Origin of the sequence: Streptomyces sp. NPDC015131, assembly GCF_043079975.1 — a bacterium.
GTDB lineage: Bacteria > Actinomycetota > Actinomycetes > Streptomycetales > Streptomycetaceae > Streptomyces.
Genome location: NZ_JBIBVB010000003.1, coordinates 985,542 through 1,009,866, shown reverse-complemented (window position 1 = coordinate 1,009,866; position 24,325 = coordinate 985,542). Strand labels below are relative to the sequence as shown.

Annotated in this window: 22 protein-coding genes and 1 rRNA gene; 17 read left to right on the top strand and 6 right to left on the bottom strand. The window is 73.1% G+C overall.

Going from position 1 to position 24,325, the window contains the following annotated elements; genetic code table 11:
- From rrf to ACF08D_RS15890, 9 genes are all read left to right on the top strand, one after another.
- Nucleotides 1-82: ribosomal RNA gene (gene rrf, locus ACF08D_RS15930) — 5S ribosomal RNA — on the top strand; the annotation flags it as partial.
- Nucleotides 83-144: 62 nt separating this feature from the next.
- Nucleotides 145-789: an HAD family hydrolase gene (locus ACF08D_RS15925; protein ID WP_392223167.1), complete on the top strand. Its 645-nt coding sequence runs from the start codon at nucleotides 145-147 to the stop codon at nucleotides 787-789.
- A 43-nt stretch (nucleotides 790-832) separates the two neighbouring features.
- Nucleotides 833-2,014: an MFS transporter gene (locus ACF08D_RS15920; protein ID WP_392223166.1), complete on the top strand. Its 1,182-nt coding sequence runs from the start codon at nucleotides 833-835 to the stop codon at nucleotides 2,012-2,014.
- Entirely contained in the window at nucleotides 1,983-3,158 is a 1,176-nt protein-coding gene (locus ACF08D_RS15915) for an acetoin utilization protein AcuC (RefSeq protein WP_392223165.1), read from the top strand. The genes ACF08D_RS15920 and ACF08D_RS15915 overlap by 32 nt, the downstream gene beginning before the upstream one ends.
- Before the next feature lie 109 nt (nucleotides 3,159-3,267).
- A complete protein-coding gene (locus ACF08D_RS15910; protein ID WP_392223164.1) occupies nucleotides 3,268-4,083 on the top strand; it encodes a phosphatase in 816 nt (271 codons plus the stop codon).
- Nucleotides 4,084-4,211: 128 nt separating this feature from the next.
- A complete protein-coding gene (locus ACF08D_RS15905; RefSeq protein WP_392223163.1) occupies nucleotides 4,212-4,424 on the top strand; it encodes a helix-turn-helix domain-containing protein in 213 nt (70 codons plus the stop codon).
- 153 nt (nucleotides 4,425-4,577) lie between these two features.
- Nucleotides 4,578-4,676: a 30S ribosomal protein bS22 gene (locus tag ACF08D_RS15900; RefSeq protein WP_003948845.1), complete on the top strand. Its 99-nt coding sequence runs from the start codon at nucleotides 4,578-4,580 to the stop codon at nucleotides 4,674-4,676.
- Nucleotides 4,677-4,881: 205 nt separating this feature from the next.
- Nucleotides 4,882-5,949 (top strand): NAD-dependent epimerase/dehydratase family protein, encoded by a 1,068-nt coding sequence (locus ACF08D_RS15895; RefSeq protein ID WP_392223162.1) that lies wholly within the window; start codon nucleotides 4,882-4,884, stop codon nucleotides 5,947-5,949.
- A 17-nt stretch (nucleotides 5,950-5,966) separates the two neighbouring features.
- Nucleotides 5,967-7,082, top strand: coding sequence for a lysophospholipid acyltransferase family protein (locus tag ACF08D_RS15890; RefSeq protein WP_392223161.1), 1,116 nt, complete (start codon nucleotides 5,967-5,969; stop codon nucleotides 7,080-7,082).
- Nucleotides 7,083-7,159: 77 nt separating this feature from the next.
- Here ACF08D_RS15890 and ACF08D_RS15885 read toward each other — a convergent pair whose 3' ends face one another.
- From ACF08D_RS15885 to ACF08D_RS15875, 3 genes are all read right to left on the bottom strand, one after another.
- Nucleotides 7,160-8,380, bottom strand: coding sequence for a DUF5667 domain-containing protein (locus tag ACF08D_RS15885; RefSeq protein ID WP_392223160.1), 1,221 nt, complete (start codon nucleotides 8,378-8,380; stop codon nucleotides 7,160-7,162).
- A gap of 229 nt (nucleotides 8,381-8,609) precedes the next feature.
- Nucleotides 8,610-9,389 (bottom strand): ECF subfamily RNA polymerase sigma factor, BldN family, encoded by a 780-nt coding sequence (locus ACF08D_RS15880; protein WP_392223159.1) that lies wholly within the window; start codon nucleotides 9,387-9,389, stop codon nucleotides 8,610-8,612.
- 311 nt (nucleotides 9,390-9,700) lie between these two features.
- On the bottom strand, nucleotides 9,701-10,609 hold the full coding sequence (locus ACF08D_RS15875; protein ID WP_392223158.1) for an HAD family hydrolase: 909 nt from the start codon (nucleotides 10,607-10,609) through the stop codon (nucleotides 9,701-9,703).
- 101 nt (nucleotides 10,610-10,710) lie between these two features.
- Here ACF08D_RS15875 and ACF08D_RS15870 point away from each other — a divergent pair, with 101 nt between their 5' ends.
- The 6 genes from ACF08D_RS15870 to hemB all read left to right on the top strand — a co-directional run bounded on the left by ACF08D_RS15870 (nucleotide 10,711) and on the right by hemB (nucleotide 17,298).
- Complete coding sequence (locus ACF08D_RS15870) at nucleotides 10,711-10,977, top strand: glutaredoxin family protein (RefSeq protein ID WP_392223157.1); 267 nt, start codon at nucleotides 10,711-10,713, stop codon at nucleotides 10,975-10,977.
- A gap of 346 nt (nucleotides 10,978-11,323) precedes the next feature.
- A complete protein-coding gene (locus ACF08D_RS15865; RefSeq protein ID WP_392223156.1) occupies nucleotides 11,324-12,133 on the top strand; it encodes a redox-sensing transcriptional repressor Rex in 810 nt (269 codons plus the stop codon).
- Complete coding sequence (locus tag ACF08D_RS15860) at nucleotides 12,130-13,485, top strand: glutamyl-tRNA reductase (protein ID WP_392223155.1); 1,356 nt, start codon at nucleotides 12,130-12,132, stop codon at nucleotides 13,483-13,485. The genes ACF08D_RS15865 and ACF08D_RS15860 overlap by 4 nt, the downstream gene beginning before the upstream one ends.
- A complete protein-coding gene (gene hemC, locus ACF08D_RS15855) occupies nucleotides 13,482-14,450 on the top strand; it encodes a hydroxymethylbilane synthase (RefSeq protein ID WP_392223154.1) in 969 nt (322 codons plus the stop codon). The genes ACF08D_RS15860 and hemC overlap by 4 nt, the downstream gene beginning before the upstream one ends.
- The gene (locus tag ACF08D_RS15850; protein ID WP_392223153.1) at nucleotides 14,447-16,114 is read left to right on the top strand and encodes a uroporphyrinogen-III synthase; all 1,668 of its coding nucleotides are present in this window, start codon (nucleotides 14,447-14,449) and stop codon (nucleotides 16,112-16,114) included. The genes hemC and ACF08D_RS15850 overlap by 4 nt, the downstream gene beginning before the upstream one ends.
- Nucleotides 16,115-16,299: 185 nt before the next feature.
- Nucleotides 16,300-17,298 carry a porphobilinogen synthase gene (gene hemB, locus ACF08D_RS15845; RefSeq protein WP_392223208.1) on the top strand — a complete coding sequence of 333 codons (999 nt, stop codon included), beginning with the start codon at nucleotides 16,300-16,302 and terminating at the stop codon, nucleotides 17,296-17,298.
- 43 nt (nucleotides 17,299-17,341) lie between these two features.
- Here the strand turns inward: hemB and ACF08D_RS15840 are convergent, their stop codons facing one another.
- Both ACF08D_RS15840 and ACF08D_RS15835 read right to left on the bottom strand, forming a co-directional pair.
- Nucleotides 17,342-18,100 carry a DUF4253 domain-containing protein gene (locus tag ACF08D_RS15840; protein WP_392223152.1) on the bottom strand — a complete coding sequence of 253 codons (759 nt, stop codon included), beginning with the start codon at nucleotides 18,098-18,100 and terminating at the stop codon, nucleotides 17,342-17,344.
- 39 nt (nucleotides 18,101-18,139) lie between these two features.
- Nucleotides 18,140-18,847, bottom strand: coding sequence for a DUF4232 domain-containing protein (locus ACF08D_RS15835; protein ID WP_392223151.1), 708 nt, complete (start codon nucleotides 18,845-18,847; stop codon nucleotides 18,140-18,142).
- 299 nt (nucleotides 18,848-19,146) lie between these two features.
- Between ACF08D_RS15835 and ACF08D_RS15830 the strand changes: the two genes are divergently transcribed.
- Complete coding sequence (locus ACF08D_RS15830; RefSeq protein WP_392223150.1) at nucleotides 19,147-20,520, top strand: helix-turn-helix domain-containing protein; 1,374 nt, start codon at nucleotides 19,147-19,149, stop codon at nucleotides 20,518-20,520.
- Between the two features lie 54 nt (nucleotides 20,521-20,574).
- On the opposite strand, the gene argS is transcribed toward ACF08D_RS15830, so the two are convergent.
- Nucleotides 20,575-22,332, bottom strand: coding sequence for an arginine--tRNA ligase (argS, locus tag ACF08D_RS15825; RefSeq protein ID WP_392223149.1), 1,758 nt, complete (start codon nucleotides 22,330-22,332; stop codon nucleotides 20,575-20,577).
- Nucleotides 22,333-22,504: 172 nt separating this feature from the next.
- Between argS and lysS the strand changes: the two genes are divergently transcribed.
- On the top strand, nucleotides 22,505-24,259 hold the full coding sequence (lysS, locus tag ACF08D_RS15820; RefSeq protein WP_392223148.1) for a lysine--tRNA ligase: 1,755 nt from the start codon (nucleotides 22,505-22,507) through the stop codon (nucleotides 24,257-24,259).
- Nucleotides 24,260-24,325 lie beyond the last annotated feature (66 nt).

Genomic DNA, 24,325 nt, shown 5'->3' with positions numbered 1-24,325 from the left:
CATTCCGAACCCGGAAGCTAAGCCTTTCAGCGCCGATGGTACTGCAGGGGGGACCCTGTGGGAGAGTAGGACGCCGCCGAACAATTATTGTGGGAAAGCCCCGCACCTTATGGTGCGGGGCTTTCCTGCGTTTAGGGTCGAGCCATGCGCTATGAACTGGTCGTCTTCGACAATGACGGTGTGCTGGTCGACAGCGAGCCGCTGTCCAACACGATCCTGGCCGGTTACCTCACCGAGCTGGGGCACCCCACGACGTACGAGGAGTCGCTGCGGGACTTCATGGGGGGTGCCATGCACCGGGTGCACGACCTGGTGCTGGAGCGGACCGGGCAGCGGCTGCCGGAGGACTTCGACGAGCGGTTCCACGCCCGGGTGTTCGCGGCGTTCGAGGAGCGGCTGGAGGTCGTCGCCGGCGTACCGGAGATGCTGGAGAAGCTGACGGCCGACGGGGTGGCGTACTGCGTGGCGTCGTCCGGGAGCCATGAGCGGATCCGGGTCGGGCACCGCAGGACCGGGCTGGACCGGTGGTTCAGGGAGGGGAACGTCTTCAGCGCGCAGGACGTGGGCCGGGGGAAGCCGGCGCCGGATCTGTTCCTGCACGCGGCCGGACGGATGGGGGTGCCGCCCGAGCGCTGTGTGGTGGTCGAGGACAGCCCGCTCGGGGTGCGGGCGGCCCGGGCGGCGGGGATGGACGTGTACGGGTTCACGACGATGACCCCGGCCGGTCGACTGCCGGGCGTCCAGGGGCACTTCGACGACATGGGGCGGCTGCTCGACCTGCTCGCGTGAGCGATCTGTCCACGGCCCGGTGAGGCACCTACGCTGTGCCGCCATGACGAGTGCGCGGATGCGGCGGGGGCGGGGCTCGCTGGCGGTGGCCTTCTTCGTCCAGGGGGTGACCTTCGCCCTGCTGGTGACCCGCATCCCGGCCGTGCAGGAGCGGTACGGGATCTCGGACGCGCTGCTGCCCGCCTTCCTCGCGGCCGTGCCCGTGCTCGCGGGCGTGGGCAGCGTGGCGGCGGGGGCGTTGGTGCGGCGGGTGGCGCCCGGCGTCGTCCTGCGGTGGGCCCAGCCGGTCGTCCTGCTCGCCCTGGCCGCGGTGGGGGCCGGGGGACGGATGTGGCAACTCGCGGTCGCGCTCGCGGTGTTCGGGCTCGCGGTCGGTGCGCTGGACGCGGCGATGAACATGCTGGGGGTGGGGCTCCAGCGGGCGTACGGGCGCAGCATCATGCTCGGGTTCCATGCCGCGTACAGCCTGGGCGGGATCCTGGGGGCGTCGCTGGCGTGGGCGGCGGTGCACTGGGGCGTGGGGCTGGGGCCGTCGTATCTCTGGGCGGCCGGGGTGTTGGGGCCCGTGGTGCTGGTGGGGAGCAGGTGGTACGCGGGCGGGGACGGGGGCCCGGCGGGTGCGGGGGAGCCGGCGGGTGGCGCGGGGCGGTCCCTGCGGGTGCTGGCGCCGCTGTGCCTGGTGATGACCTTCGCGTACATCGGGGACTCGACGGTGGCGAACTGGAGCGCCCTGTATGTGGCGGACGTGCTGGGCGGGTCGGAGGAGCTGGCGACCGTTCCGTACAACGCCTATATGGTCACGACGCTGCTGGGGCGGGCCGTGGGGGATCTCGGGGTGCGGCGGCTGGGGGCGGTGGCCGTGGTCCGGGGCGGCGCGGTGCTGGCGGCGGCCGGGTTCGGGGTGGTGGCGGCGGCGCCGGGGCCCTGGACGGGTCTGGTGGGGTTCACGGTGCTGGGGCTCGGGCTGAGCGTGCTGGTGCCGCAGACGTTCGCGGCGGCGCGGGACGACGCGGAGGTGGCCCGGCTGAACGTCTTCAACTATGTGGGGTTCCTGGTGGGGTCGCCGCTGGTGGGCGCGCTGGGTGAGGTGTGGAGCCACCGGGGGGCGATGCTGGTGCCGCTGGTGCTGGTGCTGATGGCCGCGCGGTACGCCCGGTCGTTCAGCGGTGAACGGGACCGATACGGTGGCGGGCATGAGCGGCCGCGCACTGTTGATGTGGGATGACGCACTGACCGGTTACGACTTCGGGGGCGGGCACCCGATGGACCCGGTGCGGCTCGCGCTGACCATGGGGTTGGTGCGGGCGTACGGGCTGGACCGGGCCGTGGAGGTGGTGGCGGCGAAGCCGGCCGGGGACTCGACGCTGCGGCTGGTACACCGCGAGGACTATGTGGCGGCCGTGCGGGCGGCGTCGGCCGATCCGGGCGTGGCGGACCAGGCGTACGGGCTGGGGACGATGGACGATCCGGCGTTCGGCGGGATGCACGAGGCGTCCGCGCTGATCGCGGGTCAGTCGGTGGGCGCGGCCGAGGCGGTGTGGCGGGGGGACGCGCCGCACGCGGTGAACTTCGCGGGCGGGCTGCACCATGCGATGCCCGGCTCGGCGGCGGGCTTCTGCGTCTACAACGACGCGTCGCTGGCGATCGCGCGGCTGCTGGAGCTGGGCGCGGAGCGAGTGGCGTACGTGGATGTGGACGTGCATCACGGGGACGGTGTGCAGGCGGCGTTCTGGGAGGACCCCCGGGTGCTTACGGTCTCGCTGCACGAGCATCCGCGGACGCTGTTCCCGGGGACCGGGTGGCCGGAGGAGACCGGGGCGCCGGGGGCGTCCGAGGGCGGCGCGGTGAATGTGGCGCTGCCGGCCGGGACGGGCGACGAGGGCTGGCTGCGGGCGTTCCACGCGGTGGTGCCCGAGCTGCTGGCGGACTTCCGGCCGCAGGTGCTGGTGACGCAGCACGGGGCGGACACGCATTTCGAGGACCCGCTGGCGCACCTGGCGGTGTCGCTGGACGCGCAGCGGGCGGTGCAGGTGGCGTGCCACGACCTGGCGCACGAGTACGCGGACGGGCGGTGGGTGGCGCTGGGCGGTGGCGGGTACGCGGTGGTGGACGTCGTCCCGAGGTCGTGGACGCATCTGGTGGGCATCGCGGCCCACGCTCCGGTGGAGCCCGAGTCGGTGATCCCGTCGTCGTGGCGGGACGAGGTGTACGCGCGGACGCGGCAGCTGGGGCCGGGGCGGATGACGGACGGCCGGTGGCCGGTGGCGTGGCGCGGCTGGGACGAGGGGTACGACCCGGCGGACCGGCTGGACCAGGCGGTGCTGGCGGCGCGGCGGGCGGTGTTCCCGCTGCGGGGGCTGCTGGCGTAGCGCGGGGCCCGGCAGGCAAGGCGGCCCCGGGGGGTCGGGATTAGGCCAACTGTGGGGTGTGGGCGCGGTTTTGGCGCCGTGCCGGGCGGGCTGCGGCAGCATCGGCAGGGTGTTGAGTACCGGTGCGCTGCGGGCGCATTTGCTGGCGGCCCGGCTGGCCGGCCCGGTGGCCACGTCGCGGGAGGCCAGCCTGCGGAGCTATCGCCTGTTCGCGGCGCGGGATCCCCGGGTGACGCTGGGGCTGGACCCGCGGTGGGCGTGGGACGAGGGGGACCTGCTGCGGCTGATGGCCGACAGGTGCGGGGTGTCCGGGGACCCGGCGTACCGGTCGGGACCCGATGCGATCGACCCGGAGCGGACGCTGAGCGCGCTCGGCGCGTTCGCGGCGCGGCTGGCGGAGGTGGCGCGGCGCCGGGCGCCGGTGCTGTTCGGGACGGGGCACCCGCACCGGCTGCTGGGGTTCTACGCCGGGTTGGCAGACGCTTTGTCGGCGGCCGGATGTCTCGTTCTCACACCCGCGCAGGGGCGATGTGTCGACATAACGACCCGGTTCGGCGTACGTACGTACAGGCTTGACTACGTACGGGGAGTCGCGTTGGTGCGGGAACCGGGCGGTGAGGGCGCCGGTTGTGAGACCGGCGCACACACCCATTCGCCGCTGCCGGTGAGGGCCGCTCTGGAGGGTCTGGCGGAGGCCGGCGGGCCGCTTCCGGAGCTGGTCGTCGGGGACCACGGATGGGTCTGCGGGGCAGGTCAGCTGGGTTTCGAGGCCGTCGGCCTGGCCGACACGGACGACCCGGCGCTGTTCGTCGGGGAGGCGGAGGGGCGCGTGGCCGTGGCGGTCCCGCTCGACGACGCCGTACGGTCCGACTACTACCTGCCGCTCACTCGCTATGTACTCAATCGAGCGTGTCTGTCACGGTAGGCCCCCGGATGCAGCTCCTCTTCCCCACTCGTATCACCCGCCCCTAGTCTGGTGAGTGAGCGCACCGCGACGAAGAGTCACCGGAGGGGAAGCCGGTGGGCGTCGCGAGCGGAAGGTACAGGTGGGTCATGGCTGCTGCTGGCGAGAGGCCTCTCAACGAGGTCAAGTTCCTGACCGTGGCGGAAGTCGCCGCGGTGATGCGCGTGTCGAAGATGACCGTGTACCGCTTGGTGCACAGCGGTCATCTGCCGGCGATCCGGGTGGGAAGGTCGTTCCGGGTGCCGGAGCAAGCGGTTCACGAGTACCTCCGTGAGTCCTTGGTGGGGGTGGAAACGGCTTAGCGACCGCGGGCCGGGCCCCCGGCACACCCCTCGGATTACAAGCACGGTGCTCGGGCCGGTAGGCTAGGCCGACGTAGGTCGTGTGGGCCCAGACGCCCCGCACCGAGATCCCCGCCGATGCGGGGGTGTTCCGAGAAGTGAGCGAGGGTAGTCGTGGGCTCTGTTATCAAGAAGCGGCGCAAGCGGATGGCGAAGAAGAAGCACCGCAAGCTGCTCAAGCGCACCCGCGTGCAGCGTCGTAACAAGAAGTAAGGCGACGCTGTACGTGCGCCATTCGCGGCCCTTCCACCTCCGGGTGGGAGGGCCGCGGTGTTTTCCCGCCCCGGCGGCCCGCGCACGCCCCGCGGTGGGGACGCGGGGGTGCGGGGCGGGGATGCGGGGGTGCGGCGGTCATTACAGCGCACGATTCACCCGCTACGGTGGCGCATAGGCGAGGACCGAACGGAAGGCGCGGATCTTGGGGAAGGTCGTGCTCGTCACCGGCGTGGCCCGGCGGCTCGGCGGCAGGTTCGCGCGCCGCGTCCAGCGGGACCCCGGAGTGGAGCGGGTGATCGGCGTCGACGCCGTCCCGCCCACCCACCAGCTGGGCGGCGCGGAGTTCGTCCGCGCCGACATCCGGCAACCGGCCATAGGGCGTGTCCTCGCGGAGTACGGCGTCGACACCGTGGTCCACATGGACGTGACCGGCACCCCGCTGGGCACCGGCGGCCGGGCGGCGGTCAAGGAGACCAACGTCATCGGCACCATGCAGCTCCTCGGCGCGTGCCAGAAGTCGCCGACGGTCAGCCGGCTGGTGGTGAAGTCCAGTACGAGCGTGTACGGCTCGGCCCCGCGCGACCCGGCGGTCTTCATGGAGACCACCCCGCCCAAGTCCCTGCCGAGCGGCGGCTTCGCCAAGGACGCCGTCGAGGTGGAGGGGTACGTACGGGGCTTCGCCCGGCGGCGGCCCGACGTGGCGGTGTGCGTGCTCCGGTTCGCCAACATCCTCGGCCCGGCCGCGGACACCCCGCTGGCCGAGTACCTGTCGCTGCCGGTGCTGCCGACGGTGTTCGGCTACGACCCGCGGCTCCAGTTCGTCCACGAGGACGATGTGCTGGAGGTCCTGCGGATCGCCTCGCACGAGCCGCGGCGCGGCACGCTCAACAGCGGCACGTTCAATGTGGCCGGTGATGGGGTGCTGACGCTGTCGCAGTGCTCGCGGCGGCTGGGGCGGCCGACGGTGCCGGTGCCGCTGCCGGCGGTCACCTGGGTCGGTACGGCGCTGCGCACGGCCGGTGTGACCGACTTCTCACCCGAGCAGATCCGGCTGCTGACGCACGGGCGGGTGGTGAGCACCGCGCAGATGCGCGAGACGCTCGGCTTCGACCCCGCGTACACGACCGCGGAGGCCTTCGCGGACTTCGCGCGCAGCCGCGACCCCGGCCTGCTGCCGCCGGGGGCCCTGGCGGGGGCGGTCGACCGGATCGCCGCGTCGGGGCTGCCGTTCCTCGGTGGCAGGGCGAAGACGACTCACAGCGCCGGATGAGGGAGCGCGATTCAACGATGGCGGACGCCAAGGTCATCCCGTTCGACGACGACCGGTCACGGGCCGGTGCGGCCGGACCCCGGGCGGGGCGCCGGCGCTCCGGCCCCGGCGGGGGCGCGCGGCGCCGGAACGGCGAGGGCAGCGCGGTCAGCCCGCTGCCGGCCCCGCCCTCGGCGGACCGGCCGGCGGACCGGGCCCCGGACGGGGGCGCCCCGGAGGACCGGGACGGGGCCGCCGGTGACGGGGACGCCGGCCGGGACGCCCCGGGCGGTGGCGCGGTGCCGGGCCGGCGCGGCGACTGGGAGCGGCGCGTGGCGGGCGGGCTGGCGTTCCTGCGGCGCCGGGTCACCGGCGAGTACGAGGTCGACGAGTTCGGCTACGACGCGGAGCTGACCGACCAGGTCCTGATGTCGCTGCTGCGGCCGCTGTACGAGAAGTACTTCCGGGTCGAGGTGAAGGGCGTCGAGAACATCCCGGCCGAGGGCGGGGCGCTGGTGGTGGCGAACCACTCGGGCGTGCTGCCGCTGGACGGGCTGATGATGCAGGTCGCCGTGCACGACAACCACCCGGCCGGACGGCATCTGCGGCTGCTCGCGGCGGACCTGGTGTTCGTCCTGCCGGTGGTCAACGAGCTGGCGCGCAAGGCGGGGCACACCCTGGCGTGCGCGGAGGACGCGGAGCGGCTGCTGCAGCGCGGCGAGGTCGTCGGGGTGATGCCCGAGGGGTTCAAGGGCATCGGGAAGCCCTTCGGCGAGCGCTACAAGCTCCAGCGGTTCGGCCGGGGCGGTTTCGTCTCGACGGCGCTGCGGGCGGGGGTGCCGATCGTTCCGTGCTCGATCGTGGGGGCGGAGGAGATCTATCCCATGATCGGCAATCTGAAGACCCTCGCGCGGGTGCTCGGCATTCCGTACTTCCCGGTGACGCCCACCTTCCCCTGGCTGGGGCCGCTCGGGGCGGTGCCGCTGCCGACGAAGTGGACCATCCAGTTCGGGGAGCCGATTCCGACGGACGGCTATCCGATGGAGGCGGCGGAGGACCCGATGCTGATGTTCAACCTGACGGACCAGGTGCGGGAGCAGATCCAGCACACGCTGTACAAGCTGCTGGTGCAGCGGAGGTCGGTCTTCTTCTGACCGCCGCCGCCGGTACGCGCGTGTGCCCTTGCCCGGGATCTTCCGGACAAGGGCACACGCGTGTCGTGGGGGTGTCGCTACCGGGCGTCTTCCTCGTCGATGCCGAGGCCCGGGAGGATGCCCGGGAGGAGCGGCGGGATGGTGACGTCGGGGGCGGGCGGCGCGGTGGGCCGGCCGCCGGTGGTGCCGCCGCTGCCGCCCGAGGACGGAGGGGCCGTCGTCGGGTCCGGGTCGAGCAGGCCGCCGGTGTTCCCGCCGAGGAGGCCGTCGTCCTTCGCGGCGCCGGAGCCCGAGCCGGAGGGGCCGGGCTTGCTGCTGCCGCCCGACGGCCGGTCGCTCTCCGGGGCGGAGGGCGCCTGCTGCGACGGGCGGGCACCGGGGGAGTCCTCGGTGGCGCCCGGGCGGCTGGAGCTCCTGCCGTCGCTCCGCTCCGGTGTCTCCGGCAGCTGGGACCGCAGCGGGCCGACCTCCTCGTCCATGGCGTCGAAGACGTCGGTCACCTCGTCCCGTACGTCGGTGAGCTGGACGGGCAGCCGGTCGCGCAGGCCGTTCCACGCCTCGCGGTGGGAGCGGGCGAAGGAGCTGAGCGTGGCCATCGGGGCGATGGTGCCCTCCCGCTCGTACGCGAGGCGGAGCAGCCGGTGGCCCTCGGCGGCGTCGTGCCGCATGCCGCTGAGCACGCGCCGGATCTCGGTGAGCGACTCGTGGTCCAGCGCCCCGGACCGGCCGCGCTCCATCAGGCGCCGTGCCTCGCTCAGGCGGGTCGACGCCTGGTTCAGATAGATCTCGCCCCGGTCGGCGTCGTCGTCCGCCATCCCGAGCTTGAGATCCTCCATGCCGCGCTTCAGCCCGTAGAGCGAGTCACCGGGGAGGGCGTCGGAACTGGCAGCGGCCACCCCGCTGAAGGCGCCCGCCGCCACCCCGACCGTGAGCCCGCCGGCGGCGAGCCCCTTGGACCAGCGGGAGCGGGGCCGCAACCTCCGGAGCGCGGTGGCCCGGTGGGCGCCCCGCCCGGACGCGGTCCGCTGCTCCGGCACCGTAGGGCCCGCCGCGCTTCCCTCGCCGGCCGCGCCCTCCGCGAACATCGCCTCCATGGCGGCCACGAGCCGGGCCCGCTGCACCACTTTCACATCGGGGTCCAACTCGGGTCTCGGCAGCTCGCCGAGACCGTTCGCCAGGGCCAACAGCCGACCCTGCTCGGTCGGTTCGACCGAGGCCTCGGGCTGCTCGGCCGTCTGCTCTTCCAGGGCCTGGGCGAAGGCGTTCGCCCGCCGGTGCGCCGATACGTTCGCGATCACTGGCGGCACCTCCTCTCGTCATGACGGTCGACTCCCCTGGGGGTCCGGAAGGTTGCACACCTTGAGCCCTTCCACACGAACGAGTGAGTGTCGGGGGTCAGGGTGTGACCACAGGGGGCCTGCATCCCGCACAACGAGCGGCTCGGCACTTGGGTTACGCACGAAAGATGATCGGACCAGCGCGTCATCGAGGCGTCACCAACGGTGAGTCGGGGAAGGGGAGGACGGGTCAGCGGGCGTCTTCGGGGAGCAGCCGCGCCAGGGTGCGGACCGCCCGGTACTGGAGGGTCTTGATCGCGCCTTCGTTCTTGCCCATGACGCGGGCGGTCTCCGCGACGGACAGGCCCTGGAGGAAGCGCAGGGTCACGCACTCCTGCTGCTGCGGGTTGAGCTTGCGGACCGCCTCCAGGAGGGCCGCGTTCGACAGGGACTCCAGGACCGAGTCCTCAGGGCTGCGCTCGACCTCATTGGCGTCGAGCATTTCGCCGGTGGTCACTTCCAGCCGGAAACGGCTCGACTTGAAGTGGTCGGCGACCAGGTTGCGAGCGATGGTGACCAGCCAGGCGCCGAAGTCGCGCCCCTGCCAGGTGAAGGTGGAGATCCGGCGCAGGGCGCGCAGGAACGTCTCGCTGGTCAGGTCCTCGGCCGTCGCCTTCCCGCCGACGCGGTAGTAGATGTAGCGGTACACGGTGTCGCTGTACTGGTCGTACAGGCGGCCGAAGGCGTCGGCCTCGCCGGCCTGGGCCCGCTCGACCAGCTCCATCATGCGCGCGCTGTCGCTGTCGGCGGTGGGCCGGCGGGCGGTGGTCGAGGTGCCCGCACCGCCCCGTCCACCGCGTCTGCCCACGGCGGCGCTGCCGTCGGCGAGGGCATAGCAAGGGCCGGCGGGTGCCGGTGAGGCGAAGGCCGGGACGGCGTACGCGGTGGGGACGAAGCCGCGCAGGTGGTCGAGGACCGTCGCGCGGAGCGTAGCCAGGCCCGAGGCGTCAACCCCGACGTGTGGGTACACGGGACTCCCAGAGGCAGAGCTTCCATCACGTGCAGTACGGAACCTTTCACCCGTCGTAGCGACAGGCCGGGTTCCGTACGCGTCTGAGGAGAATAACGCTTAGTGCAGGGAGCGCTACGCCGAGTTGCTCAAATCATCGATTCAGTCGCTTCTGTTACGTCTACGCGGCTGATCCAGTCGCACTTCGTGACCAAGAAATGATCAGAAAACTTCGCCGAGTGCGTGGATGTGGGATCTGTTGTGGCCGAGTGTGCGCGGCGGGACTGCCCCGGCACGGCGGGGGGTAAGAAGCCCGGATTGGCCGCGGGGCGTCAGCGGCGGCGGCGGTGCAGGGCCACCGCGGCGGCCGTGCCGCCGGCGAGCGCGCCCACCCCGGCGGCGGCCGGGATGCCGACCTTGGCGGCCTTGCGGCCGGTGCGGTAGTCGCGCAGCCGCCACTCGCGGTCGCGCGCGTACCGGCGGAGCTTGGTGTCCGGGTTGATCGCGTAGGGGTGGCCCACCAGCGACAGCATCGGGATGTCGTTGTGGCTGTCGCTGTACGCCGCGCAGCGGGACAGGTCCAGGCCCTCCGCCGCGGCCAGCGCCCGGACCGCCTCAGCCTTGGCCGGACCGTGCAGCGGCTCGCCCACCAGCTTGCCCGTATAGACGCCGTCCACCGACTCGGCGACCGTCCCGAGCGCCCCGGTGAGCCCCAGCCGCCGGGCGATGATGGTCGCCGTCTCGACGGGCGCGGCGGTGACCAGCCACACCCGCTGGCCTGCGTCGAGGTGCGCCTGGGCCAGGGCGCGGGTGCCGGGCCAGATGCGGTCGGCCATGTACTCGTCGTAGATCTCCTCGCCGATGGTCATCAGCTCGGAGACGCGGTGGCCCCGGACGATGGACAGCGCGCTCTCGCGGGCGTCCTGCATGTGCTCGGGGTCCTCGACCCCGGCGAGCCGGAACCACGCCTGCTGCCAGGCGAACCGGGCCAGCTCCCGCCGCTGGAAGAACTTCCGCTTGTACAGCCCCCGGCCGAAGTGGAAGATCGCGGCGCCCTGCATCACCGTGTTGTCGAGGTCGAAGAAGGCCGCGGCGTGCTCGTCGCCGGGCACCGGGAACTGGGGTTCCGGCGGCGGCTGGGAGGTCTTGCGCGCCGCCTCGGCCGACGCCTCGCCCGCCAGCACGCTGCGCGCGGTGGCGGAACGCCTGTGCGGAGTGAGCCATCCCAGCAGTGCGGCCATGCCGTGAGCATAGCCACTGTGTTCGGTGCCCCCCGACCCGTGGGGATGCCATGGCGTGAACTCTGTGGGGCGCCGGAGTGACGCGGGCGGAGAATGGGGCCATGTTCGGACGTACGAAGAAGAGGGCCGCCCCGCGGACCGTGACGCTGATCGGCAAGCCCGGGTGCCACCTGTGCGACGACGCCCGCGAGGTGGTCCGGGCGGTGTGCGCCGAGACCGGCGCGGTGTGGGAGGAGAAGGACATCCTCCAGGACGAGGAGCTGAACCGGGAGTACTGGGAGCAGATTCCGGTTGTCCTGGTCGACGGCGAGCAGCACACCTTCTGGAAGGTCGACGCGCAGCGCCTGAGGCGGGCCCTGGAGGGCTGACCCTCCGGGCCGCCGGAGGGCGGTCGGTGGCCGGTCGCCGGTCGGCGGCCGGGGGCGGCCGTTCGGGGGTGACCGGGAAGGACGGTTACCATCGTGTGCGTTTTGTTGCGGTTCGGGGGCGTGGTCGTAAGGAGTGTGCACCGCTTTGTCCCCTGCGGCGGGCGAACGGACTGAGGTCCGCCTTGGTTCCGGGATGGCGCGATCGGATCGCGTGACCCCGGTCACTTTGGCCGGACAAATTGGACACAATCTTTGTGCACGCGTTCACAAAGACATAGCCTGCTGTCGACGGGGCGGTCGAGGTACATCTGGCCGCCTGCAGCCCCGCTCATCCCGCAGGAGCACCGTGGCAACTGGCCGAACACACCGACCGGCGACCCGCAGCCGAGGAATCCCCGAGGCCACCGTCGCCCGGCTTCCGCTGTATCTGCGGGCGCTCACCGCACTGTCGGAGCGCTCCGTGCCCACGGTCTCCTCCGAGGAGCTCGCGGCCGCCGCGGGGGTCAACTCCGCCAAGCTGCGCAAGGACTTCTCGTACCTCGGCTCGTACGGGACCCGCGGTGTCGGCTACGACGTCGAGTACCTCGTCTACCAGATCTCGCGCGAGCTGGGCCTCACCCAGGACTGGCCCATCGTGATGGTCGGCATCGGCAACCTCGGCGCCGCCCTCGCCAACTACGGCGGCTTCGCCTCCCGCGGCTTCCGCGTCGCCGCGCTGATCGACGCCGACCCCGCGATGGTCGGCAAGCCGGTCGCCGGCATGCCCGTGCAGTTCATCGACGACCTGGAGAAGATCGTCGACGACAACGGCGTCTCCATCGGCGTCATCGCCACCCCCGCCGGCGCCGCGCAGCAGGTCTGCGACCGGCTCGTCGCGGCCGGGGTGACCTCCATCCTGAACTTCGCGCCGACCGTGCTGTCCGTGCCCGAGGGCGTGGACGTCCGCAAGGTCGACCTCTCCATCGAGCTCCAGATCCTCGCCTTCCACGAGCAGCGCAAGGCGGGCGAGGAGCCGGGTACGGGCGGCGAGGCCGCCGTCCTCCCGCCCGCCGTACGGGACGCCGCCGCCGCGGCGGCGGCCACCGCGGCCGGCACCGCCCCGGCCGACGGCCGGAAGGGACCTGACGGGGACATGCCCGCCGTGATGCCGGCATGAGCCTCCTCGTCGTCGGCCTCAGCCACCGCAGCGCCCCGGTCAGCGTGCTGGAGCGGGCCTCCCTCGACCCCGGCACGCGCGGCAAGCTCCTCCAGGACGCCCTCGCCGCCGAACCGGCGACCGAGGCCACCGTCCTGGCCACCTGCAACCGCATCGAGCTGTACGCCGACGTGGACAAGTTCCACGCGGGCGTCGCCGAGCTGTCCACGCTCCTCGCCCAGCACAGCGGCGTCGGGCTGGAGGAGCTCACCCCCCACCTGTACGTGCACTACGAGGACCGCGCCGTCCACCACCTGTTCTCGGTGGCCTGCGGCCTGGACTCCATGGTCGTCGGCGAGGGGCAGATCCTCGGCCAGATCAAGGACGCCCTCGCCCTCGGCCAGGAGACGCACACCGCCGGGCGGCTGCTGAACGACCTGTTCCAGCAGGCCCTGCGGGTCGGCAAGCGCGCCCACAGCGAGACCGGCATCGACCGGGCCGGCCAGTCGCTCGTCACCTTCGGGCTGGAGCAGCTCGCGGCGAGCGCCGACGTCGCCGGGTGGGTCGCCGGCAAGCGGGCGCTGGTCATCGGCGCGGGGTCGATGTCCTCGCTGGCCGCCGCCACGCTCGCGCGGGCCGGGGCCGGCGAGATCGTCGTCGCCAACCGGACGCCCGAGCGCGCCGAACGGCTCGTCCGCATCCTGACCGAGCCCGGCGGCACCGGCGTGGCCGCGCGCGCCGTGGCCATGGCCTCCGTGGGCGACGAACTGACACGTGCCGACATCGTCGTCTCCTGCACCGGCGCCACCGGACTGGTGCTCACCGGGGTGGCCGTCGAGTCCGCCATGGCGGAGCGCACCGCGCCGCTCGCGCTGCTCGACCTCGCCATGCCGCGCGACATCGACGCCGCCGCGCACCGGCTCGCCGGCGTCCGGCTCGTCGACATCGAGTCGCTCGCCGACGCCTCCGCCGACGCCCCGATGGCCGCCGACGTGGACCAGGTGCGCGGCATCGTCGCCGACGAGGTCGCCGCCTTCGGCGCCGCCCAGCGCGCCGCCCACATCACCCCGACCGTCGTCGCGCTGCGCACCATGGCCGCCGACGTCGTCACCGGGGAGATGGCCCGGCTGGAGGGGCGGCTGCCCGGCCTCGACGACAAGCAGCGCGCCGAGATCACCCAGACCGTGCGCCGGGTGGTGGACAAGCTGCTCCACGCGCCGACCGTACGGGTCAAGCAGCTCGCCGGGGAGCCCGGCGGCGCCGGCTACGCCGACGCGCTGCGCACACTCTTCGACCTCGACCCGGAGACGGTCGCCTCCGTCAGCCGGGCCGACGTGAACGACGCCGATCTTAAGAACCGAGGGCGAGTATGACCGAGAGGGCCCAGAGGGCATTGAGGCTCGGGACCAGGCGCAGCAAGCTCGCCATGGCCCAGTCCGGGCAGGTCGCACAGGCCGTGCGGGAGCTGACCGGACGCCCCGTGGAGCTCGTGGAGATCACCACGTACGGCGACACCTCCCGCGAGCACCTCGCGCAGATCGGCGGCACCGGCGTCTTCGTGACCGCCCTGCGCGACGCGCTGCTCGCCGGGGACGTGGACTTCGCGGTCCACTCGCTGAAGGACCTGCCGACCGCGCAGCCCGAGGACCTGGTGGTCGCGGCCGTGCCGCGCCGCGAGGACCCCCGCGACGTGCTGGTCGCGCGGGACGGGCTGCGCTTCGAGGAGCTGCCGGCCGGTTCCCGGGTGGGCACCGGCTCGCCGCGGCGCATGGCGCAGCTCAACGCGTACGCCCGTGCGCACGGCCGGGAGATCGAGTGCGTGGCGATCCGGGGGAACGTCGACACGCGCATCGGCTACGTCCGCGGCGGTGAGCTGGACGCGGTGGTACTCGCCGCGGCCGGCATCAACCGCATCGGCCGCAGCGAGGAGGTCACCGACTTCCTGTCGGTCGACACCGTCCTGCCCGCCCCCGGCCAGGGGGCACTGGCGATCGAGTGCACGGCGGCCAACGCCGCACTCGCCGCCGCGCTCGCCGAGCTCGACGACCCGTACACCCGGGCCGCCGTGACCGCCGAGCGGTCCCTGCTCGCCGCCCTGGAGGCCGGCTGCAGCGCACCCGTGGGTGCCCTGGCCGACCTCCTGGCCGATGGGCAGGTTGTTCATGAGATGCGCCTGCGGGGTGTCGTCGGTACGACCGACGGTGCCGCGCTGGTGCAGTTGTCCACCACCGGTCCCGTACCCACGTCGCACGGCGACGCTGTCGCGCTCGGGCGCGAGCTCGCGTCCGAGATGCTCGCCAAGGGTGCGGCCGGTCTTATGGGGGAGCGAGCACTTTGAGCCCCACCACTGCATCCAAGGCTTCCTCCGCGTTCTCCGCGTGCGGGCACGTCACCTTCCTGGGCGCCGGGCCCGGTGATCCGGGGCTGCTGACCCTGCGCGCGGTCGAGGCCCTGTCGGGCGCCGACGTGCTGATCGCCGAGCCCGATGTGCTCGACGTCGTGCGCGGCCATGCCCGGACGGGCGTGAGCACGCCGGAGCTGACGGTTGTTGACGATGCGTCAATGACCGCCGGAGTCCCCGTGTTGAGGGATGCGACCAATCTTGTCATGGAGGCCGCGCGGGGCGGCAAGCGGGTCGTCCGTGCGGTGAGCGGCGACCCGGGGCTCGACGGCAACGCGGGCGCCGAGATGCTCGCGTGCGCCGCGGAGGGCATCCCCTTCGAGGTGGTGCCCGGTGTGGCCGCGGCCGTCGGCGTCCCCGCCTACGCGGGTGTGCCGCTGCGGGACGCGGAGGGCGCCGACGTGCGCTTCGTGGACGCGCGCACCGCGAGTGAACGGTGCTGGACGGAGGTCGGGGCGAGCGACGGTACGGTCGTCGTCTCGACGTCCCTGGACGCGGTCGCCGCCGCGGCCGGTGAGCTGGTGTCGGCGGGCCGTAAGCCCGACACCCCGCTGACCGTGACCGTCGCCGGCACGACCACCCGGCAGCGGACCTGGACCGCGACGCTCGGCTCCATCGCGCAGGTGCTCAAGCAGGCGAAGGTGCTGCCGTCGCCCGAGGGCCACCAGCCCGTCATAGCCGTGGTCGGCGAGCGCAGCGCCCCCGCCCAGCGCGACCAGCTCGCGTGGTTCGAGTCCAAGCCGCTGTTCGGCTGGAAGGTCCTCGTGCCGCGCACCAAGGAGCAGGCGGCGTCGCTCTCCGACCAGCTCCGGTCGTACGGCGCGGTGCCGAGCGAGGTGCCGACCATCGCCGTCGAGCCACCGCGCACCCCGCAGCAGATGGAGCGGGCCGTCAAGGGGCTCGTCACCGGGCGGTACGAGTGGATCGCCTTCACCTCGGTCAACGCCGTGAAGGCGGTGCGGGAGAAGTTCGAGGAGTACGGGCTCGACGCCCGCGCCTTCGCCGGGATCAAGGTCGCGGCGGTGGGCGAGCAGACGGCCGCCGCGCTGGTCGAGTTCGGTGTGAAGCCGGACCTGGTGCCGAGCGGCGAGCAGTCGGCCGCCGGGCTGCTGGAGGACTGGCCGCCGTACGACCCGGTCTTCGACCCGATCGACCGCGTCTTCCTGCCGCGCGCCGACATCGCCACCGAGACGCTGGTCGCGGGCCTCATCGAGCTGGGCTGGGAGGTCGACGACGTCACCGCCTACCGGACCGTCCGGGCCTCGCCGCCGCCGGCGGAGACCCGCGAGGCGATCAAGGGCGGCGGCTTCGACGCCGTGCTCTTCACGTCCTCGTCGACCGTCCGGAACCTGGTGGGCATCGCCGGGAAGCCGCACAACGTGACGGTGATCGCCTGCATCGGGCCCGCCACCGCGAAGACCGCGGAGGAGCACGGGCTGCGGGTGGACGTGCTGTCGCCGGAGCCGTCCGTGCACAAGCTGGCGGAGGCGCTGGCCGACTTCGGAACGCGCCGCCGGGCCGCGGCGGTCGAGGCGGGTGACCCGGTCACGCGCCCGAGCGAGCGCCGCCCGGGCGCGCGGCGGAGGCGTACGACGACCTGACGGCCGTGCCGCGGCCGGGCCGGCGTGTCCGTAGCGCCGGCGGGTCCGGGGGCCCAGGTGTGGGCGGGGTACCGGGAGGACCGGTGTCCCGCCCTTTCGCCGTCCTGCCCCGGGGGCTCCCGTCCTCCGGCACGGTGTCGGCAAGAGCAGGGGCGGTACGGGCGTAGCGTGGGCCCATGACGCGTATGACTTCGTACGGATCCTTCCCCGGTGCGCGGCCGCGGCGGCTGCGGACGACGCCCGTGATGCGGCGGATGGTCGCGGAGACGCGGCTGCACCCGGCCGACCTGATCCTCCCCGCGTTCGTGCGCGAGGGCGCGAGCGAGCCGGTGCCGATCGGGGCGATGCCCGGGGTCGTGCAGCACACCCGGGACACCCTGCGGAAGGCCGCGGTGGAGGCCGTCGAGGCCGGCGTCTCCGGGATCATGCTCTTCGGGGTGCCGGAGGACGCGAAGAAGGACGCCGCCGGGACGGCCGGCACCGACCCGGACGGCATCCTCCAGGTCGCCATCCGGGACGTCCGGGCCGAGGTCGGGGACGACCTCCTCGTCATGTCGGACCTCTGCCTCGACGAGTTCACCGACCACGGGCACTGCGGTGTGCTGGACGCCGAGGGCCGCGTCGACAACGACGCCACGCTGGAGCGGTACGCCGAGATGGCCCAGGTGCAGGCGGACGCGGGCGTCCATGTCGTCGGCCCCAGCGGGATGATGGACGGCCAGGTCGGCGTGGTCCGGGACGCCCTGGACACCATCGGCAAGGAGGACGTGGCGATCCTCGCCTACACGGCGAAGTACGCCTCGGCCTTCTACGGGCCCTTCCGCGAGGCGGTCGGGTCCTCGCTGAAGGGCGACCGCAAGACGTACCAGCAGGACGCGGCCAATGTCCGGGAGTCCCTGCGGGAGGTGGCGCTCGACCTGGAGGAGGGCGCCGACATGGTGATGGTCAAGCCGGCCGGACCCTACCTGGACGTCCTGGCGAAGGTCGCGGACGCGGTGGACGTGCCCGTCGCCGCGTACCAGATCAGCGGTGAGTACGCGATGATCGAGGCCGCCGCCGAGAAGGGCTGGATCGACCGGGACAAGGCGATCCTGGAGTCCCTGACCGGCATCAAGCGGGCGGGCGCGCAGATGATCCTCACCTACTGGGCGACCGAGGCCGCCCAGTGGTGCCGCCGCTCCTAGCCCGTTCCGGGCCCCGTCCCGGTCCCGCCCCGGTCCCGTTCTCCTAGTCCCACCAGAAGCTCCAGTCGGGGCGGTCGAGCACCTCCTCGGCGGCGTAGTCGCTGAGGGAGTCGAAGCCGTCCCACACATTGTCGGGACAGAAGGCGTAGTGCTCGGCCGCCACGGCCACGGCGTCCGCCAGGGTGCGCGGGGGCGCCGCGACCGAGACGGTGAGCAGATCGGGGCCGAGGCCCACGAGCCGGGCGCCGAACCGGTCCTCCCAGGACCGCAGCACGGCCGAGATCCGGGCGGCGTCGGTGTGGTTCGCCGCGCCGCCCCAGCCCAGGGCGGCCGGTATGTCCGCGCCCCGGCGGGCCGGGACGAGAGCGCCCCGGACGCCCTTCAACCAGTCCTCCGACCCGGCCAGTTCGGCCGCCAGGCGGGCGGCGGCCTCCTCCGGCCCGGTGTCCTTCCGGCCCGCCCCGGCCCCGGTCACGGGCCCGGTGGGCGGGGCGAGGCCCGGCCAGGCGCGCGAGAACGGTGCGAGCGCCTCCGGGTCCTCCTCCTCGGCCGACTCGGCCCAGAGACCGGCCAGGACGGCGGCCGGGTCGTGGTCGTCGGGGTCGCCCACCTGGCTCGGGTGCAGGAACAGCGTCTCCACCTCGCCGAGCAGGACGGGCCGCATACCGGTGGCGTCCTGGGCGGGCAGCAGCCGCGCCCAGGTGCCGGGCGTGGCGGGCTCGTCCGCGTACCACAGTGACGGCTGGACGCGCGGGGTGCCGGGCGGCAGGTCCAGGCCCAGCGCGTTCGGGTTGATGACCATGGAACGACCCTAGGTGCCGCCACTGACAATGCCCGGGGCTCAGCGCTCCAGGGCGTCCTCGACGGAGGTCTGCCAGTAGGTGACCCGCGCGGAGGAGTCCGTGTACGTGTCGGCCGGCAGGTCGACGGTGGCCGGCGGGGCGTCCGTCGAGCCCTGGCCGTCGCGCGGCGCGAAGTACACCGAGAGCGTCTTGACCGTCCCGCCCTCGCTCCCGCTGCCGTCGGCCGACATCAGCATGAGGCCCGCGTACGCCGACTCGCCCGGTGCGACGGTGACGACCGCCTGGGGCCGGCTGCCCTCGTCCACGGCCGTGGCGGCCTGGGCGTCGTCGAAGCGGAGCAGGGGCGCGTAGTACGCGTCGCAGGGCGTGGAGCCGGTGTTGGTGAGCGTCAGCAGCGCGTGGTTCAGGGGGCGGCTGACGGGCGCGTAGGTGACCTTGACGTCCTCGCCGCAGGGCCGGTCGGCGGCCGGGTCGTCGTCACCGGTGGACGAAGGGGCCTTGCTGTGCGGCGACGTGCCGGTGGTGGTGCCGGAACCCTGGCCGGGAGCTGCGCTGTTGCCGGCCGGGGTGCCCGCCGAGGGGGCCGCGGGAGTCGCCGGGGTCGTGGTGGCGGTGGCGGCGCCCGAGGCCGGGGCGGGGCTGCGGCCCGGCCCCGCGATGTCGCTGTTCTGGCAGGCGGTGAGCGACAGCGTGGCCAGGAGCGCGGTGGCGGCGGCAGCGGTGGTGCGGGTGCGGAAGGTGCGCATGATGAGGTGCTTCTCCCCGTGGACGTACGGTCAGTGACGGTTGATCAGTGCGATGACGACGGCCGTGCAGACGATCACCACGGCGATGGCACAGGCGTCGACGGAGTGCGGGCGGCGGTGGGGCCGCATCGGTGCTCCCCTCGTCGGTGTCGCTGGACACACCGTGCCGGGCGCCGTGCCTGACGGGCAATCGGCACGGGACAATGGGGAACGCTGGAACGCCGGAACGGCTCTGGCCTGCGGGTTTGTTGAGTGCCTGGAACGGTGTTCCGGGACGGTGCGGTGAAGGGGACGGCTGGGTGGGGAACGGCACGGGAGACTTCGCGGAGGCGTTGCGCGGGCTCAAGGAGCGCTCCGGGCTCAGCTATGGCGCGCTCGCCAAGCGGGCGCACATGAGCGCGTCCACCTTGCACCGGTACTGCAACGGGGACGCCGTCCCGACGGAGTTCGCGCCCGTCGAGCGGCTCGCCCGGCTCTGCGGGGCGTCCCGGGACGAGTTGGTGGCGCTGCACCGGCGGTGGATCGTCGCGGACGACGCCCGGGGGCGTGGGCGGGTCCCGGCGGTGCCGGCCGAGGCGGAGCCGGTTGCGGAGGAGGCGGAGCCCTCTGCGGTGGAGCCCTCTGTGGAGGAGGTGGAGCCCTCTGTGGTGGACGCCGAGCCTTCGGTGGTGGGCGGGGCTGCGGGTGAGGCGCCTGTGGTGGGCGGGGCGCCGGTCGCGGTGCGGCGCCGAAGGTTCCGGTTCGTCGCCGCCGCCGCGGCCGTCGTCGTGCTGACCGCGTCGGCCGCGCTCGCCGTGGCGCTGGACGGCGGCGCCCCCCGCCCCGCCGACGGCGCGGCGGCCCCCTCCGGGCGGGCCGGCGGGACCGTGACGGTGCCGTCCGGCGCGGGCGCGTCCGCCCCGACGGGTGGCGCGACCCCGGGTCCGTCCGCCGCGCCCTCGCGCTCCGGGGCCGCCGGCGCCCCGTCCGTCGCGCCCTCACGCGGGAGTTCCGGGGCGCCGGCCCCCGCGCCGGGGCAGGCCGGACCGGGGCGGGGCGGCGGCCCCGTACCGCTGAGCGTCGATGTGCGGCCGTACGTCTGGAGCGACCCGTGCAGTCAGGTGTACGTGATCGACCGGCCGCCCGAGCGGGTTCCGCCGCCGCCCCCGGAGCAGGACGCGCGCGGCTGGGTGAAGGCCCTGGGCGGGGTGCCCGGCGGCGACATGCTGCTGGAGGTGGCCGTGCAGGGCACGGGCGACGAGACGGTCGTCCTGCGGGCGCTGCACGTGCGGGTGGTCGGCAAGGACGCGCCGCTGCCGTGGAACGCGTACGGGATGGGCGTGGGGTGCGGGGGCAGCGTGACGCCGCAGAGCCTCGACGTCGACCTGGACGCGGCACGCCCGCGGGCCGTGCCGGTCGCGGGGCAGCAGGGCGACCGGGAGATCCCGGCCGTCGACCTGCCCTACACCGTGACCGCGAGCGATCCGGAGGTGCTGCGCGTCACGGCGCACACGGCCGGGCACTCCGTGCGCTGGTACCTGGAGCTGGAGTGGAGCAGCGGCGGCCGGTCGGGGACGCTGCGGGTGGACGACCGGGGCGAGCCGTTCGCCACGAGCGCCATCGAGGGGCGGCCCGTCTTCGACCAGCCGCTGGGGAGCAGTGGGTGGGGGCCGCGGGTGTCGGGCGACGGCTGACGCCGCCCCGACCCCGGCCGCCGCGCGCGTGGCGCGGCGGCCGGAGGGGCTCGGTCAGAGGCGCTCGGGGGTGCGGATACCGAGGAGGCCCATGCCCAGGTGGAGGGTGCGGGCCGTCAGGTTGCACAGGAAGAGGCGGTTCTCGACCTGCTCCGGGGTGTCGGCCTTGAGGACCGGGCACTCCGAGTAGAACGTCGTGTAGTGCGACGCCAGCTGGTAGAGGTACGCGGCCAGCTTGTGCGGCTCGTACGAGGCGGCCACGTCCGCCAGCGTCTCGCCGAACTGGTCCAGGTGCAGGCCCAGCGCGCGCTCGGCCGGGGCCAGGGCGGTCTCCGGGTGGGCCACCGGCCGGGCCTCGCCGGCCTTGCGGAGGATCGACCTGATCCGGGCGTACGCGTACTGGAGGTAGACGGACGTGTCGCCGTTGAGCGACACCATCTGGTCCAGGTCGAACTTGTAGTCCCGGGAGGCGGACGTGGAGAGGTCGGCGTACTTGATCGCGCCGATGCCCACCTGGGCGGCCCGCTCGGCGATCTCGTCCTCGGTCAGGTCCTGGGCCTTCTCACGGACCACCGCCGCGGCCCGGTCGATCGCCTCGTCCAGCAGGTCCACCAGCCGGACCGTCTCGCCCTCGCGGGTCTTGAACGGCTTGCCGTCCTTGCCGAGGACCGTGCCGAAGGCGAGCTGCACGGCGTGCACCCGGTCGTTCAGCCAGCCGGCCCGGCGGGCGGTCTCGAAGACCATCTTGAAGTGCAGGGACTGGCGGGCGTCCACCACGTACAGCAGGGTGTCGGCGCCCAGGTTGCCCACGCGGTCGCGGATGGCGGACAGGTCGGTGGCCGCGTAGCCGTAACCGCCGTTGGACTTCTTGACGATCAGCGGGACCGGGTTGCCGTCGGGGCCCTTGACGTCGTCGAAGAACACGCACAGCGCGCCCTCGGAGCGGACGGCGACGCCGGACTCCTCCAGCAGGCGGCAGGTCTCGTCGAGCATGTCGTTGTAGCCGGACTCGCCGACGACGTCCGGGTCGTCGATCTCCATGTCCAGCTTGTTGAAGACCGAGTAGAAGTAGATCTTCGACTCGTCGACGAACCGCTGCCAGAGGGCGAGGGTCTCCTCGTCGCCGGACTGGAGCGCCACCACCCGGTCGCGCGAGCGGGCCTTGAACTCCTCGTCGGAGTCGAAGAGCGCGCGGGCGGCCTTGTAGAGGCGGTTGAGGTTGGACATCGCCTCCTCGCCGGAGACGTCCGCGTCCTTGTGGTCCAGCTCGTGCGGGTGCTCGATCAGGTACTGGATGAGCATGCCGAACTGGGTGCCCCAGTCGCCGATGTGGTGGCGGCGGACCACCTTCTCGCCGGCGAACTCCATGATCTTGACCATGGCGTCGCCGATGACGGCGGAGCGCAGGTGCCCGACGTGCATCTCCTTCGCCACGTTCGGCTGGGCGTAGTCGATGACGGTGGTGCCGGCGTCCGGGGCGTGCGGGACGCCGAGGCGGTCGTCGGCGGCACGGGCCGCGAGGGTGCGGGTGATGGCCTCGTCGGAGACGGTGAGGTTGAGGAAGCCGGGGCCGGAGACCTCGATGTCCTTCAGCGGGCCGTCCTGCGGGACGGCGGCGACGACCTTGGTCGCCAGCTCACGCGGGTTGCCCTTGAGCTTCTTGGCGAGGGCCAGGATGCCGTTGGCCTGGAAGTCGGCCCGGTCGCTTCGTCGCAGCAGCGGGTCGGCGGCGCCGGCCTCCGGCAGGGCAGCCGAGAGGGCGTCCGCGAGCTGCTGCTGCACGGTCGAAGCGAGGGAAGGGACCGAGGCCATGAGCTTCCGTTCCTGTCGAGGTGGTGAATGCCTATTCCGGTTGTCAAGTGTCCCATGCGTCCGCAAGCCTTTTGCCGTGGCTTTGCCCGGCCTGTGGACAACCCCGGGGGACGTCGTTCCGTCTGGGAGAATGTCTATCGCCAGTCTTCGACAACACCGAGGAATCAAGGACGTGCCGATCGTGGCTCAGAGCAGCACCGAGACCGACTGGGTCTCCCGTTTCGCGGACGAGGTCATCGCCGAATCGGAGCGACGTGCGCCTGGGAAACCGGTCGTCGTCGCGTCCGGACTGTCGCCGTCCGGCCCCATCCACCTGGGCAATCTCCGCGAGGTCATGACCCCGCACCTGGTCGCCGACGAGATCCGCCGCCGGGGGTACGAGGTCCGCCACCTCATCTCCTGGGACGACTACGACCGGTACCGCAAGGTGCCGGCGGGCGTCCCCGGCGTGGACGAGTCGTGGCAGGAGCACATCGGCAGGCCGCTGACCTCGGTGCCGGCGCCGGCCGGCTCCCCGCACGCGAACTGGGCGGAGCACTTCAAGGCCGGGATGATCGAGTCCCTGGCCGAGCTGGGCGTCGAGTACGACGGGATCAGCCAGACCGAGCAGTACACCTCGGGGGCGTACCGCGAGCAGATCCTGCACGCCATGCGGCACCGCGGTGCGATCGACGCGGTCCTCGACCGGTACCGCACCAAGGACAAGGCGACCGGCAAGCCGAAGAAGCCCCAGCAGCAGAAGCAGCAGAAGCCGGTCGACGAGGCCGAGCTGGAGGCCGCCGAGGGCTCCGGCGCGGCGAGCGAGGACGACGGCTCGGGCGGCGCCGGGGGCTACTTCCCGTACAAGCCGTACTGCGGGCAGTGCGGCAAGGACTTCACCACCGTCACGGCGTACGACGACGCGTCGACGGAGCTGTCGTACACCTGCGTGTGCGGCTTCGCGGAGACGGTGCGGCTGAGCGAGTTCAACCGCGGCAAGCTGGTCTGGAAGGTCGACTGGCCGATGCGCTGGGCGTACGAGGGCGTGATCTTCGAGCCCAGCGGTGTCGACCACTCCTCGCCGGGTTCGTCGTTCGTGGTCGGCGGGCAGATCGTGCGCGAGGTGTTCGACGGCGTCCAGCCGATCGGCCCCATGTACGCCTTCGTGGGCATCTCCGGGATGGCGAAGATGTCGTCCTCCAAGGGCGGCGTGCCGACCCCGGCGGACGCGCTGCGGATCATGGAGGCGCCGCTGCTGCGCTGGCTGTACGCGCGCCGGAAGCCCAACCAGGCGTTCAAGATCGCCTTCGACCAGGAGATCCAGCGGCTGTACGACGAGTGGGACAAGCTGGAGGCCAAGGTCGCCGACGGCAGCGTGCTGCCCGCCGACGCCGCCGCCCACTCGCGCGCGGTGCGCACGGCCGCCGCCGAGCTGCCGCGCACCCCGCGCCCGCTGCCGTACCGCACGCTGGCCTCGGTCGTGGACATCACCGCCGGCCACGACGAGCAGACGCTGCGGATCCTCAGCGAGCTGGACCCGGCCGACCCGCTGACCTCCCTGGACGAGGCCCGGCCCCGGCTGGACCGCGCCGAGAGCTGGATCTCCACCCAGGTCCCGGCCGAGCAGCGCACGGTCGTCCGCTCCGAGCCCGACACCGAGCTGCTCGGCTCGCTGGACGAGGAGGGCCGCGAGTCGCTGCGCCTGCTGCTGGAGGGGCTGGACAGCCACTGGTCGCTGGACGGGCTCACCACGCTGGTCTACGGCGTGCCCAAGGTGCGGGCGGGGCTGGACCCGGAGGCGAAGCCGACCCCGGAGCTGAAGGTCGCCCAGCGCACCTTCTTCGCCCTGCTGTACCAGCTGCTGGTCGGCCGGGACACCGGTCCGCGGCTGCCCACGCTGCTGCTGGCCGTCGGCGCCGACCGGGTGCGCAAGCTGCTCGGCGCCTGAGCAGGCACCGCACGGCCGTGCCGGAGGGCTCCCACCTGGTGGTGGGGGCCCTCCGGCCGTCTCTGC

Bases quoted from the DNA above. Each gene is read 5' to 3' on its own strand.
- ACF08D_RS15925 (WP_392223167.1), top strand. From the start codon at position 145: ATGCGCTATGAACTGGTCGTCTTCGACAATGACGGTGTGCTGGTCGAC.
- ACF08D_RS15920 (WP_392223166.1), top strand. From the start codon at position 833: ATGACGAGTGCGCGGATGCGGCGGGGGCGGGGCTCGCTGGCGGTGGCC.
- ACF08D_RS15915 (WP_392223165.1), top strand. From the start codon at position 1,983: ATGAGCGGCCGCGCACTGTTGATGTGGGATGACGCACTGACCGGTTAC.
- ACF08D_RS15905 (WP_392223163.1), top strand. From the start codon at position 4,212: ATGGCTGCTGCTGGCGAGAGGCCTCTCAACGAGGTCAAGTTCCTGACC.
- ACF08D_RS15890 (WP_392223161.1), top strand. From the start codon at position 5,967: ATGGCGGACGCCAAGGTCATCCCGTTCGACGACGACCGGTCACGGGCC.
- ACF08D_RS15875 (WP_392223158.1), bottom strand. From the start codon at position 10,609: ATGGCCGCACTGCTGGGATGGCTCACTCCGCACAGGCGTTCCGCCACC.
- ACF08D_RS15870 (WP_392223157.1), top strand. From the start codon at position 10,711: ATGTTCGGACGTACGAAGAAGAGGGCCGCCCCGCGGACCGTGACGCTG.
- ACF08D_RS15860 (WP_392223155.1), top strand. From the start codon at position 12,130: ATGAGCCTCCTCGTCGTCGGCCTCAGCCACCGCAGCGCCCCGGTCAGC.
- hemC (WP_392223154.1), top strand. From the start codon at position 13,482: ATGACCGAGAGGGCCCAGAGGGCATTGAGGCTCGGGACCAGGCGCAGC.
- hemB (WP_392223208.1), top strand. From the start codon at position 16,300: ATGACTTCGTACGGATCCTTCCCCGGTGCGCGGCCGCGGCGGCTGCGG.
- ACF08D_RS15840 (WP_392223152.1), bottom strand. From the start codon at position 18,100: ATGGTCATCAACCCGAACGCGCTGGGCCTGGACCTGCCGCCCGGCACC.
- ACF08D_RS15835 (WP_392223151.1), bottom strand. From the start codon at position 18,847: ATGCGCACCTTCCGCACCCGCACCACCGCTGCCGCCGCCACCGCGCTC.
- argS (WP_392223149.1), bottom strand. From the start codon at position 22,332: ATGGCCTCGGTCCCTTCCCTCGCTTCGACCGTGCAGCAGCAGCTCGCG.